Raw genomic sequence first — 13275 nt, 5'->3', positions numbered from 1 at the left:
TATTAACCAAGAAAGGGATGAAAGAAAAAGGTTAATATTAACTTAATCCGACGCTTTTCTGCGTTTTTTCATTAAAGCAGCTCTGTTTCAACCTTTGTTCCAGAAAGTCTGCCAGCGCCCTGACCCGCATGGGGCGTAGGCGCGATGGCGGCGACAGCAAGTGCAGGAAATTTTGCGGCAACTGCCAATCGGTTAACACCGGCACCAATCGGCCATCCGCCAATTCTTGGGCGATGATAAATTCGGGCAACAAAGCCGCCCCCTCCCCCGCCAACAGCATCGGAACGGCGACATCGCCATTATTCGCAAACAAGGGTCCGGTGGCCGTAATCGAGGCTTCTTCGCTGCCCCGCGCGAATCGCATCGTGTGGCTGCGGCCCCGATGGCCATAACCAAATAAACGATGGGCAGAGAGGTCCAGCGGATGACTGATTTTCGGCCTATGCGCCAAATAAGCGGGGCTGGCGACCACATGCATGGGGATGGGCCCAATGATGCGGGCTAGCAAGCTGCTGTCCGTCAGCGGCGATATGCGCAGCGCCAGATCAAATCCGTCGGCGACCAAATCATGCCGTTCATCGCTGAGCGTCAAATCCACGCTGATGGCGGGATGTTGCCCCATAAATTCCGCCAAAGCTTGGCCCAAGACCCGAATGCCAAAGCTCATGGGTGCGGCCATGCGAATGGAGCCGGCCAGATCGGCACGGTCGCCCAAGGCCGCTTCGGTTGCAGAGGTGGCGGCGGCCACCATGGCCCGCGCATCGTCCAACAAAGTCAGGCCGGCCGTGGACAGCGTGACCGAACGGGATGATCGATGGAACAAGGTAATGCCCAAGCTCGTTTCCAATCGCGTGACAGCCTTGGACACCGTGGCCTTGGACAGGCCAAGATGCTGGGCCGCCGCCGTAAAACCGCCGCCGTCCGCCACCGCCACGAAACAAGCCCAGCCTTCATAATCGGGTAGCTTCATGAATCAGTACCTATTTGGAAACAATGAGTTTCAATATTGGCTATTTAAGAAACGATTACAATGTCTATCTTGGCATCAACACATCCGGACAACAACATAGGCGCACGGTGCACGGCATGATGGTTGGCCCATCCCCGAAAGACATCCTGCGGCACGAAAGGATAGGTCCATGATCGACATTCGCAAATTCGGCACATTGGGTCATGCCAATCATGGTTGGCTGGACGCCCATCATCATTTTTCCTTTGCTGATTATTATGACGATGATCGCGTCCATTGGGGTGCGCTGCGCGTCTGGAATGACGACCGCATTGCCGCCCAAAATGGCTTTCCACCCCATCCCCACCGCGACATGGAAATCATTACCTATGTGCGCAGCGGCGCGATTACCCACCGCGATTCCATGGGCAATATGGGCCGGACGGCCGCCGGTGATGTTCAGGTGATGAGCGCGGGATCCGGCGTGACCCACAGTGAGTATAATCTGGAAGATGAAGACACCACCCTGTTTCAAATCTGGATTATTCCCGATGCACGCGGCGGCAACCCCGGCTGGGGCCAACGCGAATTCCCCAAGGCCGATCGGTCGGGGCAATTTGTGACGGTGGCCAGCGGCATGGACGGCGACGACGCCCTGCCTATTCGCGCCAATGCCCGTGTGGCGGCGGCAACGGTGCAGGCTGGCGACAGTGTGTCCTATGATCTGGCCGATGGCCGTCACGGATATTTGGTATCCGCCAAGGGCCGTGTTCGGGTGAATGGTCATGATGTCGACGCCCGCGACGGGGTCGCCATGCGCGATATCGGCACCATCACGGTCGAGGCCGTGGAGGATGCAGAACTGGTATTGGTGGACAGCCTGTAACCTGTGCTGTCCCCCTTGGGCCGCCGCCCATCCCCCTCTCCCTTGGCAGCGGCCCACCCCTTCCTTTTTTGATTTTTACACGGAGATGATGATGAGCAAGATTTTGGTGCTTTATTACAGCAGCTATGGCCATATCGAGCAAATGGCAGAGGCTGTGGCCGAAGGCGTACGGGCGTCGGGTGCAGAGGTGGATATTCGCCGCGTACCAGAAACCGCACCTGCTGAAGTCTGTGCTGCTGCGGGGTTTAAGACCGACACCGCCCATCCCGTGATCGGCAGTCCAGCAGAATTGGCGCAATATGACGGCATCATCATTGGCACGCCGACCCGCTTTGGCCGCATGTCGAGCCAAATGGCCGCATATTGGGATACCGCAGGCGGCGTGTGGGCACAGGGTTTGCTGGGCGGAAAAGTGGGCGCGGCCTTTACGTCGACCGCAACACAGCATGGCGGCCAAGAAACCACCTTGTTCAGCGTCATCACCCAAATGCTGCATTTCGGCATGACCGTGGTGGGTCTGGATTATGGCTATACCGCCCAGATGGGCAATGACGAAATCGTCGGCGGTGCGCCTTATGGGGCCACCACCATCGCCAATGGCGACGGCAGCCGCCAACCCAGCGCGATTGACTTGGGCGGCGCGCGCTATTTGGGTGAACGCGTCGGACGCACGGCCAACAAATTGACGGCGTAAATCCCTTGGCGGATCGGCTCCCTTGTCGTGGGAGCTGATCCGCACCCCATGGAAGGACCATATCATGCGATTGCCCAGCCTCTTTATCTCTCACGGTTCGCCGATGATGGCCTTGGAGCCGAGTGCAGCGCGCGATTATTTATCGACGCTGGGCGCTGATTTGCCGCGCCCAGCGGCGATATTGGTTGTTTCAGCCCATCATGATGCGGATTGGACGGGCGGACGGGCCAGCATTACCGCCAGCCCAGCTCCGCCAACCGTGCATGATTTCGGCAATTTCCCCCAAGCTTTGTTTGACATGCGCTATCCCGCATCTGGCAACCCAGAACTGGCGCTGCATGTACAAAGCCTGTTGGCGGCGCATGGGCTGGATATTGATGCCGACCCCAAACGCGGCTTGGACCATGGCGCATGGGTGCCCTTGTCCTTAATATATCCCGACGCCGACATTCCCGTGGTACAATTGTCCATTCATAGCAGTGCCCCGCCCGAATGGCATTATGCACTGGGTCAGGCGCTGGCCCCGCTGCGCGAGGATGGCGTATTGATTATCGGGTCGGGCAGCATGACGCATAATTTGCGCGCTATTTTTGGCGCAAATTTGGGCATTGATGCGCCTGCGCCCCATTGGGTGAGCGAATTTACCGAATGGGCGGCGCAAAAAGTGGCGGAGGACGCCGTCGACGACCTGCTTCATATCGTCGAGCGCGCCCCTTATGGCCATGAAAACCACCCGACGATGGACCATATTTTGCCGCTGCATGTGGCAATGGGGGCTGGCAGCATGGGCGGCGCGCTGCATGGCAAGCGCCTGCATCACAGCACCACTTATGGCATGTTGGCGATGGATGTTTACGCCTTTGGCATGACGGATTGATCCGTCACCGCAATCTTGCAACCATCGGGCCAATTTGGCGCACATCATTCCCCGTGCCACATGGGGCTGTGCGCCATTGGCCTTTGGCCCGCTTTCGCTTATAGGCGGCCCATGCTTTTATCCGACCATGTTCTTTTCCTTGATGGGGAAGCCCTTGTGATCGACAAGCCGTCTGGCTTGCCGGTTGATCCGCCGCGCGACGGCAGCCTTAGTTTGGAAAATCATCTGGACAGCCTGCGTTTTGGTTTTGTCCGTTGGCCGCTGGCGGTGCACCGTCTGGACCGCGACACATCCGGTTGCTTGTTGCTGGCCCGCAACCCCAAGGCCCATGGCCGCTTTACCCGCGCCTTTGAGGACCGATTGGTCAAGAAACAATATTTGGCGGTGCTGGACGGCGTAGTCGACGGCGATAGCGGCACCATCGACTTGCCACTGGCCAAGGTTTCGACCGCCGAAGACGGCTGGCGGATGGTGGGCGATGCGGCGCAGGAATTGCTCGGCAAGGCGGCGATTTCGCATTGGGAAAAGCTGGCCGTGCTGGATGGCCGCACCTTGCTGCGCTTTCGTCCCGAAACCGGCCGCACGCACCAATTGCGCGTTCATGCCCTAGAGGGGCTGGGCTTTGCGCTGGTGGGCGACCCTGTTTATGGCAGCGGCAATAAGAAAACGCGCACCATGTTGCACGCCGAACGCATTGAAGTGGCGCGCGACAACAAACCCGCGATTGTCGCCGAAGCCCCCTTCCCCGACGCCTTTGTCAAGCTGGGTTTCTCGGCTCCCGAAGGCGCGGCGCCAACCCGTGGCTGATATTCCAGAAAGCGCGATTTCTGAGCGCTTTCTGGCGGGCACCGGCCCCGGCGGGCAAAATGTCAACAAAGTCGCCACCGCCTGTCAATTGCGGGTCGATGTCTTTGCGCTGCGCCTGCCGCCCGATGCCTATCGCCGATTAAAAGAACTGGCGGGCAGCCGGATGACCAATGACGGCGAATTATTGTTCATTGCGCGGCGATATCGCACCCAAGAACAAAATCGGGCCGATGCGCGCCAACGCGTGTCGGACTTGATTGACGAGGCGATGAAACGCCCCGAACGGCGCATCAAGACCAAGCCCAGCAAAGCCGCCAAGGCCCGCCGCGTCGATGGCAAAAAAGCCCGCAGCACGGTGAAGGCCGGACGCGGGCGGGTTCAGATGGACTGAAGGGACCAAGGCCCCGTGCATCTATATCATCTGGACTGTGATGCCGCCGCCATTGCGCGGGCGTTTCGCGCCGATGCGGGCGATGACCCGTGGAGCGGCGGGCATATATCGCCGCTGAACCCCGCGCCCGTGGTGGTGTCCAATGGCCGCGTGGGCGGGCGGCGCACCGTCAAACCACGCCTATGGGGCGTGCCACCGCCGCCATCGGGAACCAGCCCGATTACCAGCGTGCGCAACCTCAAAAGCCCCTTTTGGATTGGCACCTTGCGCCATGCGGAACTGCGCTGCTTGGTGCCGGCCACCAGCTTTGCGATATGGTCGGCGCGCACGGGGGATAATCGCCAATATCGGGTGCGGGTGGATGGGCCGCCACTGTTCGCCTTTGCCGCCATTATGCGGCAAACCGAAGATTGGCCGAGCTTTGCCATTTTGCATACCGAACCCAATCGCTTGCTGCGTGCGCACCGCGATGCGCCCATGCCAGTGATTATTGCACCGGATGATTATGACCAATGGTTAAGCGGGGAATGGCGCGACACCCAGAAGCTGGTGCAGCCATGGCCCGCCCAATATATGCTGGTCGAATAAACCTTATGGCGACCAGCGCAGCGCCAGCGGACATTTAGCGGCGCAGCGCATAGCAAGGTCATGCATTACAAGCGGTACACCATCGTCAGGCTTTCATCTGGGATGGGATGAGCATAAGAAGGTGGCGCATAAGGGGCAAAGTGCACCGGCAGGGCCACAGGGGAAGAAGGTCGGATGAGCGAATCACAATCCTTGGGTGAGGATGGCGGAACCATGGGGCCGGACGCCAAGGGCGGGACGACGCCCGACATGGTGGAAAAGCGCCGTGCACCGCGCCGCGCCATTAAGGCCCATGCACGGTTTCGTGAAACAGGGGCGAGCGCCTTTGAAGTCGAACTGAGCGATTTATCAATGCTGGGTTTTTGCATGGCGACCTTCGGCCGACCAGCGGTTGGGACGCATATTTGGGTGCAATTACCGGGGCTTCGGTCGATGGAGGCGATAATCCGCCGGTCCAATGGCAATGACCATGGCTGTGAATTTATCCAGCCTTTGCACCCATCTGTATCCGATTATCTGATCCGCGAATGGGGCCAATAAGGGCGTTCAATTTTCCACCCCGATCAGGCCCATAGCGATAAGATCAGCGGGACATTATTCCTGCTCCAACTCCATAATTGCTTGCCATTCCTCGGGCTTAATTTTGCCCACCGACAGGCGCATATATTTGATTAAATCCATGTCTTGGAAGCGCGGATCGGCCTTGAATTCGGCCAAGCTGATGGGGCGTTTCAAGGGACGCACGGGTTCGACGCGCACGACCACCCACGGCGAACCTTCTTCGGCGGTGGGGTCGGGAAAGGCTTCTTCGGTGATTTTCATAATAGCAACAGCCTCTCGGCCGATATTGCTGTGATAGAAAATCACTTCGTCGCCGACCTTCATCGCCTTCATATTCAGCTTGGCGCTGTGGTTCCGGACACCGTCCCAAATCCCGCTGCCGTCCTTGACCAGATCATCCCAGCCGTAAACGTCGGGTTCGGATTTCATCAACCAATATTGCTTGCTCATGCCCCTTGCTTAGCCCAGCGTGGCGTGGCGGGAAACCGCCTTTTTGGGCCATGATATTTTCCCTTTCATCAGGCCGCGAAGGAGGGTAAATATGTACTTATATATATCGACACCCATGCCCAAGGCTGTGCCGTGCCGATTCTCCCCAAGGATGAAAACCGGATTTCCCCACCCATGACAGCTTCTGTTCCCATTATTTCGATGGCGCTGCCCACCGAAAAATTTGCGCATGATTTTGGCGCGTCTTTTGAACGCTTTGGTTTCGCGATGATCAGCGACCATGGCATTGATCCCGATTTAATCGACCGCGCATGGGCGATGGCCAAAGCCTTTTTCGCGCTGAGCGAAGAAGAAAAGCGCGCCTATCACCTGACCGGATTGGGCGGTGCGCGGGGCTATACGCCCTTTGGCACCGAAATTGCCAAGGGCGCAAAAGAAGTCGACCTGAAGGAATTTTGGCATGTGGGCCGCGACCTGCCCGCAGGTCACCGCTTGGCCGCGCAGCAGCCCAATAATGTGTGGCCCAGCGAAGTGCCGGAATTCCGCGCGACATTTGATGCCTTATTCGCAGAATTTGACCGCGTCGGCGGCCAATTATTGTCGGCCATTGCCCGCTATTTGGGCCTGTCGCCCGAATATTTTGACGACAGTATTTTGGACGGCAATAGCGTGATGCGCTTGCTGCATTATCCCCCCGTCGCTGGCCCCGCCAAGGGCATTCGCGCCGAAGCGCATGAAGATATTAACACCATCACTTTGTTGCTGGGCGCCGAAGAAGCGGGTCTGGAAATCCTCGATAAGGATGGCAGTTGGTTGCCCGTCGCCCCGCCGGCTGGCGCGCTCGCGGTCAATGTTGGTGATATGCTGCAGCGCCTGACCAACAATCGCTTGCCATCCACCACCCACCGCGTTGCCAACCCAGATGCGGGGCGCGCCAGTGTCGCCCGTTATTCCATGCCATTTTTCCTGCATTTCCGGTCGGACTTTCCGATAGAAACGCTGGAAAATTGCATCGATGCCGACCATCCGAACCACTATCCCGACACGATTTTGGCGGATGAATATTTACAGCAGCGCCTGCGCGAAATTGGCCTGAAGAAATAAGCCAATCGGCAATGGACAAATAAAAAGCCTCGCTGGGATAACCCGCGAGGCTTTTTTGATGGTCCATATCGATCAAGACTGGCGGATTATTCCGGCCGGCCTTTCCAATAATCATAAGCAAGCGCTTGTTGGCTGCGAATGAAGTCTCCGGCCTCGCGGCCTTCCCATGGTCCCAGATAATCGCGCAGAACCACCGGATTAGCGGTCCACCAACCTTGGCCCGGCAGCTTGTCTTCGGCTCGCACGACCAGCACGGCCAATTCGGGTTGATCATCCGCCACGCATTGGCGATCAACCTCTGCCAATGTTTGGCATAAGGCGCGCATTTTCGGGCGCGTGAAGCGATAGCCCAATTGTTTCAGCATATCCGCATAGGTGATATAGCGGCCCTGACGCGCCACGTCGGTCAATATTTGGCGCTGCAACGCCGCGTCGGACAGCGGGCTGGTAGCAGGAGTGTCGGTTTTATCAGTCATTTTGCGCCTGTAACATAGCTGGGCCAGATTGGCTTGACCCAAAATAGAAAAGCCGCGCCAGCCCATTGCCAGCGCGGCTTTTTAAAATATCGGTGCCGACGATCAGCCGACGAACGCGCGTTCAATCACAAAGTCGCCCGGCGCAGCATTGCTGCCTTCTTTGAAACCAATGGATTCAAAATAGGCCGACAAATCTTTGATCAAGGCCATGCTGCCGCACATCATGATACGGTCGGTAGCAGGGTCGAATTTGGGTTCACCCTCAATCGGATGCTGGAACAAACGTCCGTCCTCGATCAATGTATTGATGCGGCCCGTGGTGTGGAATTCCTCCCGCGTGACGGTGGGGATATAGTGGAATTTGGCGCGCGCGTCGTCTTCGAGCAACGGGTCACCTTCCAATTGGCTGGCCAATAATTCATCATAGGCCAAGTCGCTGACGCGGCGCACACAATGAACGATCGTCACTTGATCGAACATATTATAGACGTCCGGATCGCGTGCCAGACTGAGGAACGGGGCGAGGCCCGTGCCCGTCGACAGCATGAACAAACGCTTGCCCGGCAACAAAGCGTCGGTCACCAAGGTTCCGGTCGGCTTGCGGCCCAGATAGACTTGATCGCCGGGCTGAATATTTTGCAAACGCGAGGTCAGCGGGCCGTCCTCGACCTTGATCGACAGAAATTCCAGTTCGTCCGCATAAGCAGGGCTGGCGACCGAATAAGCGCGCAGCAAGGGGCGGCCATTATCACCCTGAAGACCGATCATCACAAATTCACCCGACCGGAATCGGAACGATGCGGGGCGCGAAATGGTGAAGCTGAACAGAAATTCGTTCCAGTGATGGACGCTTAATACCGTTTCAACAGACAGGGCGGTGGTGGGTTCCAAAGTGGCTGCAACAGCGACATTATCGCTCATCATATATGTTCCTGATGTTTCCAAACGGATGAAATTTCGACATAAAACGGCTTTTCCGTTCAAAAACTGCGACACGCCAGCATAGGCACCAGCCATCATCAACATGATGTGCCATAGGAAGTGCCACAGCCCGCGTTATCGCAGACAATGAATCGGCCTGCCGTGCACCTGTCACATGCGCGGCGAAACATTATGCGCCCCTATAGGTCGTTGCGAGTCATTTGCAAAGCTTGTCCGTCATGGGAAAATCCCTGACCGGAACAGCTTTGCAAGCAACAGCAAGCGCAACATAAGAGCGCGTGGGGACGAATTGCCCCAGCCAGCCCCGCCATGCAACGCATGTTTTTCTAAAATGCGGCGTAGAAAGACTGTCAACGATGTAAATTAGGCGCGCACGGCGTCGAAGCGCATTTTTCACGGGATACGGCTTTGCCTTGATCGCCAAGCCTTGCTATCGCCTGACCACAATGGCGACACCGACCGACGATAACCCTACACCGAATCCCGATGATTACATCGACACCGCTTTCGGCAGTGCGCTGTCGCAGCGTTATTTGGTCTATGCGCTATCCACCATTACCGCGCGGTCCTTGCCGGATTTGCGCGATGGGTTGAAACCCGTGCACCGCCGCTTGTTGTGGGCGATGCGCGCCATGCGACTCGACCCCAGCCAAGGCTATAAAAAATCGGCCCGCGTCGTGGGCGACGTGATTGGCCGTTTCCACCCGCATGGCGACACCGCCGTTTATGACGCCATGGTGCGATTGGCGCAGGATTTTTCCCTGCGTTACCCCTTGGTCGACGGGCAAGGCAATTTCGGCAATATCGACGGGGATAATGCCGCCGCTTATCGTTATACCGAAGCGCGCCTGACCCGTGTTGCCATTGATTTAATGTCCGGCCTTGATGAAGGCACGGTGGATTTTAAGCCGACCTATAATGGTGAGGATCATGAACCGGAAATCATGCCCGGTCTGTTCCCCAATTTATTGGCCAATGGTGCCAGCGGCATTGCGGTGGGCATGGCGACCAACATTCCCCCGCACAATGCGGCGGAGGTGATCGGCGCGGCCTTGGTGTTGATTGACAACCCCGATGCCAGCTTGGTCGACCTGCTGGTTCATGTTCAAGGGCCTGATTTCCCAACCGGCGGCATTTTACCCGACGGTCCCGAAACCATTGTTCATGCCTATGAAACCGGACGCGGTAGCTTTCGTGTGCGCGCCCGTTTCTCCACGGGCCGGCAAGAGGATGGAAGCTGGGAAGAAACAGGCCTAGAGAAACAGGCTGGCGGCGTGTGGCAATTGGTCATCAGCGAAATCCCCTATGGCGTAGCCAAGGGCAAGCTGATTGAACAAATCGCCCAGTTAATTGCCGACAAGAAATTGCCGATCCTCGAAGATGTCCGCGACGAAAGCGCGGAGGATCTCCGCATTGTGCTGGTCCCCAAAAGCCGCAATGTCGACCCCGACATTTTGAAGGACAGCCTGTATCGATTGACCGATTTGGAAAATCGTTTTGCGCTGAACCTGAACGTATTAGACGCCACGCGCACGCCCAAAGTGATGGGCCTGCACCAATTGCTGAGCGAATGGTTGGCGCATCAAATCATCGTGCTGGTGCGCCGCGCCGAACATCGCATTGCGAAAATCGATGACCGATTGGAATTGGTCGCCGGTTATCTGATCGCCTTTTTAAATTTGGACCGTGTGATCGAAATCATCCGCTATGAGGATGAGCCCAAGGCGACCATGATCGCGGAATTTGAGCTGACCGACCGTCAGGCCGAAGCCATTTTGAACATGCGCCTGCGTTCCTTGCGCAAGCTGGAAGAGATGGAGCTGAAGCGCGAGCAGGACGAGTTGGCGGCCGAACGCGACGAATTGGCCAAGCTGATCGAAAGCCCGGCCCGCCAGCGCACGCGATTGAAACGTGACCTGACGGCATTGCGCAAAGTTTATGGCCTCGACACCTTACTCGGCGCGCGCCGCACCACCTTGATCGAAGCCGCCCCGACGCGCGAGATTCCGCTGGACGCGATGATCGAGAAAGAACCGCTGACGGTGATTTTGTCGAAACGCGGCTGGATTCGCGCCCAGCGCGGCCATGTTGCGCCCGAACAATGGTCGGAATTTAAGTTTAAAGAAGGCGATGAGCTGGCCTTTGCGGTGCACGCCCAGACCACCGACAAATTGCTGATCGCGGCCAGTGACGGACGCTTTTACACCATTGGCGGCGACAAATTGCCCGGCGGGCGCGGTTTTGGCGAACCGCTGCGTGTGATGGTCGATATTGATAGCGACGCCAAAATTGTCGCGCTGACGCCCGCGGTGGCCGATGGCCGCTTGTTGCTGGCATCGTCCAGCGGCCATGGCTTTGTTGCGCAAATGCAGGATGTGATTGCTGAAACCCGCAAAGGCCGCAATGTCGTCAATCTGAAAGCCAAATCGCAATTGCTGGTCGCGCGGGTGATCGCCGATGTGCATGACAGCATTGCCGTGATTGGCGAGAATCGCAAATTGGTGGTGTTCCCGCTGGCCGAGGTGCCTGTGATGACACGCGGCCAAGGCGTGATGCTGCAACGTTACCGCGATGGCGGTTTGTCGGACATCATCACCTTTACCTTTACCGATGGCTTAAGCTGGCCGATGGGCGGCGATACGGGGCGGATTCGTACGGAAACCGACGTTAAACCGTGGCGCGTGGCGCGCGGGGCGTCGGGCCGAATGCCGCCAACGGGCTTTCCACGCAACAATCGTTTCGCATAGGTTGCAATATTTCTGGGGCCGTAAATAGCTTGTTTACTTCCATGCGCTTAGGCCTGTTGCAATGGTAATGCCAACCACCGCCCTTTTGGCCGCTGACGCCGAAAAAGCATCCGTTTGTGCGGATAATTTCGCGTCGCTGGGTTGGATTAACGCCTTGCCCATTGCGGCGGCCCTGATTCGTCCCTCAACAGGTGGGCATTTTCGCCTTCATGCCTGCAATGCCGCTTTTGCGGAGTTGGCGATCAGCCCCGCTGGCATTGATGCCCCCGTCGAACTGGCCCGCGCCGTGGCCGATTCCACCGAAGCCAAAGATGGGCATGCGTCTTTTTCCTGTGTTTTTCATCGCGGCGATACCGCGATTGAAATGCAAGGCCATATTCAAGCCTTGGGAACCGACATTTCCGCCGAGGGTCTGTCGCTGTTAACGCTGATCGACCGTACACAAGAATTGCGGACCGAACGCAATTTGCGGTTGGAATTGATCACGGACCCGTTAACCGGCCTGCCCAACCGCACAGGATTTTCCGCCAAATTGGACGAGCGTCGGCGGTTGGATGTCGAACAAGCGCACGCCATTTTGCTGATCGACCTTAGTCGGTTTAGCCGCATCAACGAACATATTGGTCCTTTGGCGGGGGATGAATTGGTCATCGCCGTCGCCCGCCGTTTGCAAAATCATTTGCGCGGCGACTATGTGGTGGCCCGAACCGGCGGCGATGAATTCGGCATTTCCTTTCCCATCGCGTCATCCCAAGCGGATGTTTTGTCATTCGCGGGGCGCGTGCAAAGCTGTTTTGCCGATCCCTTTCGTATCGGCCATTTAAGCGTCAGCATTGATTGCGCTATTGGCGGGGCGATTTGTGCCACATGGCGCGGTGAGCCCGATCATTTCCCCAATCATGCCGATGATATTCGCCACGCCCAAATCGCGTTGAAACGCGCCAAGCGCAGCGGCCAGATTGAAATCTACAAGCCCGAAACAGCGCATTTGTCCCACAACCGGTTCAGCATGGAAACCGCGCTGCGCGATGCGATAGAGGCGGATCGGCTGTCGCTGGTCTTTCAACCGCTCATCAGCCTGTCGACGGGCGCGGTGGCGGGGTTTGAAGCCTTGGCCCGCTGGCATGACAATGGAATGCCCATCTCGCCCAGCGAATTTATTCCGGTAGCCGAAGACAGTGGGTTAATCGTGCCACTGGGCCAATGGGCCATTGATAAAGCGGTCAGCATCATGGCCGAATGGGACGCCGCCCAAGGCGCGAGCGTCGATTGCTATTTCTCGGTCAACGTGTCGCCCATTCAATTGCTACGCGATGATATTGTGCGCGTAACGCATGATGCGCTGGACAAATATCAGGTCAGCGGCAAACGCTTGATGATCGAATTGACCGAAAGCGCGGTGGTTGGCGACCCTGACCATGCGTTGCAGGTTTTAAGCGCGCTAAAGGCGCTGCACGTGCGGATCGCGATGGACGATTTTGGCACGGGATATTCCAATTTGGCCTATCTGCAACGTCTGCCCATTGATGTGTTGAAAATTGACCGTAGCTTTGTCGACCAAATGGAACATGACCGCGAACAAGTGGCCATTGTGCGCACCATCCAAAGCTTGGCCGAAGCATTGAATTTGCAGACCACCGCCGAGGGCGTGGAAACCTTGGACCAAGCGCGTTTATTGTCGGCGCTGGGGTATAATTTTGCCCAAGGCTATCATTTCGCGCGTCCCATGGAAGGGAATGACGCGTTGGAATATTGGCGAAAATCGTTGATTAAGCCGGTATTTTAAGCCGCGTCACGCCAGCG

At 57.3% G+C, this 13275-nt stretch carries 14 protein-coding genes; 10 read left to right on the top strand and 4 right to left on the bottom strand.

From position 1 onward, the window contains the following. Positions 1 to 37: 37 nt before the first annotated feature. Complete coding sequence (locus LKO31_RS05220; RefSeq protein ID WP_227689084.1) at positions 38 to 970, bottom strand: LysR family transcriptional regulator; 933 nt, start codon at positions 968 to 970, stop codon at positions 38 to 40. A 169-nt stretch (positions 971 to 1139) separates the two neighbouring features. Here LKO31_RS05220 and LKO31_RS05215 point away from each other — a divergent pair, with 169 nt between their 5' ends. The 7 genes from LKO31_RS05215 (at position 1140) to LKO31_RS05185 (ending at position 5732) form a co-directional block, all read left to right on the top strand. Next, positions 1140 to 1835, top strand: a complete 696-nt coding sequence (locus LKO31_RS05215) for a pirin family protein (RefSeq protein WP_227689083.1) — start codon at positions 1140 to 1142, stop codon at positions 1833 to 1835. A 91-nt stretch (positions 1836 to 1926) separates the two neighbouring features. Then, on the top strand, positions 1927 to 2529 hold the full coding sequence (gene wrbA, locus LKO31_RS05210; protein WP_227689082.1) for an NAD(P)H:quinone oxidoreductase: 603 nt from the start codon (positions 1927 to 1929) through the stop codon (positions 2527 to 2529). A gap of 64 nt (positions 2530 to 2593) precedes the next feature. Then, the gene (locus tag LKO31_RS05205) at positions 2594 to 3406 is read left to right on the top strand and encodes a DODA-type extradiol aromatic ring-opening family dioxygenase (protein ID WP_227689081.1); all 813 of its coding nucleotides are present in this window, start codon (positions 2594 to 2596) and stop codon (positions 3404 to 3406) included. A gap of 111 nt (positions 3407 to 3517) precedes the next feature. After that, a complete protein-coding gene (locus tag LKO31_RS05200) occupies positions 3518 to 4213 on the top strand; it encodes an RluA family pseudouridine synthase (protein ID WP_227689080.1) in 696 nt (231 codons plus the stop codon). Further along, positions 4206 to 4604 (top strand): alternative ribosome rescue aminoacyl-tRNA hydrolase ArfB, encoded by a 399-nt coding sequence (gene arfB / locus LKO31_RS05195; protein WP_227689079.1) that lies wholly within the window; start codon positions 4206 to 4208, stop codon positions 4602 to 4604. Before LKO31_RS05200 ends, arfB begins: the two co-directional genes overlap by 8 nt. A gap of 15 nt (positions 4605 to 4619) precedes the next feature. Further along, on the top strand, positions 4620 to 5192 hold the full coding sequence (locus tag LKO31_RS05190; RefSeq protein WP_227689078.1) for an SOS response-associated peptidase family protein: 573 nt from the start codon (positions 4620 to 4622) through the stop codon (positions 5190 to 5192). Positions 5193 to 5366: 174 nt separating this feature from the next. After that, positions 5367 to 5732, top strand: coding sequence for a PilZ domain-containing protein (locus tag LKO31_RS05185; RefSeq protein ID WP_227689077.1), 366 nt, complete (start codon positions 5367 to 5369; stop codon positions 5730 to 5732). 54 nt (positions 5733 to 5786) lie between these two features. On the opposite strand, the gene LKO31_RS05180 is transcribed toward LKO31_RS05185, so the two are convergent. Beyond that, positions 5787 to 6203 (bottom strand): EVE domain-containing protein, encoded by a 417-nt coding sequence (locus tag LKO31_RS05180; protein WP_227689076.1) that lies wholly within the window; start codon positions 6201 to 6203, stop codon positions 5787 to 5789. A 174-nt stretch (positions 6204 to 6377) separates the two neighbouring features. Between LKO31_RS05180 and LKO31_RS05175 the strand changes: the two genes are divergently transcribed. Continuing rightward, the gene (locus LKO31_RS05175) at positions 6378 to 7307 is read left to right on the top strand and encodes an isopenicillin N synthase family dioxygenase (RefSeq protein WP_227689075.1); all 930 of its coding nucleotides are present in this window, start codon (positions 6378 to 6380) and stop codon (positions 7305 to 7307) included. A gap of 86 nt (positions 7308 to 7393) precedes the next feature. Here LKO31_RS05175 and LKO31_RS05170 read toward each other — a convergent pair whose 3' ends face one another. Both LKO31_RS05170 and LKO31_RS05165 read right to left on the bottom strand, forming a co-directional pair. Then, the gene (locus LKO31_RS05170; RefSeq protein ID WP_227689074.1) at positions 7394 to 7783 is read right to left on the bottom strand and encodes a ribose-phosphate pyrophosphokinase; all 390 of its coding nucleotides are present in this window, start codon (positions 7781 to 7783) and stop codon (positions 7394 to 7396) included. Between the two features lie 102 nt (positions 7784 to 7885). Next, positions 7886 to 8704 carry a ferredoxin--NADP reductase gene (locus LKO31_RS05165; RefSeq protein WP_227689590.1) on the bottom strand — a complete coding sequence of 273 codons (819 nt, stop codon included), beginning with the start codon at positions 8702 to 8704 and terminating at the stop codon, positions 7886 to 7888. A 467-nt stretch (positions 8705 to 9171) separates the two neighbouring features. On the opposite strand from LKO31_RS05165, the gene parC reads away from it, so the two are divergent. Next, positions 9172 to 11472 (top strand): DNA topoisomerase IV subunit A, encoded by a 2301-nt coding sequence (gene parC, locus LKO31_RS05160; RefSeq protein WP_227689589.1) that lies wholly within the window; start codon positions 9172 to 9174, stop codon positions 11470 to 11472. A 61-nt stretch (positions 11473 to 11533) separates the two neighbouring features. Continuing rightward, the gene (locus LKO31_RS05155; protein WP_227689073.1) at positions 11534 to 13258 is read left to right on the top strand and encodes a putative bifunctional diguanylate cyclase/phosphodiesterase; all 1725 of its coding nucleotides are present in this window, start codon (positions 11534 to 11536) and stop codon (positions 13256 to 13258) included. Positions 13259 to 13275 lie beyond the last annotated feature (17 nt).

This window comes from Sphingopyxis yananensis (assembly GCF_020687785.1).
GTDB lineage: Bacteria > Pseudomonadota > Alphaproteobacteria > Sphingomonadales > Sphingomonadaceae > Sphingopyxis > Sphingopyxis yananensis.
The sequence above is the reverse complement of the archived record's forward strand: the minus strand, read 5'-3'. Positions and strand labels throughout refer to the sequence as shown.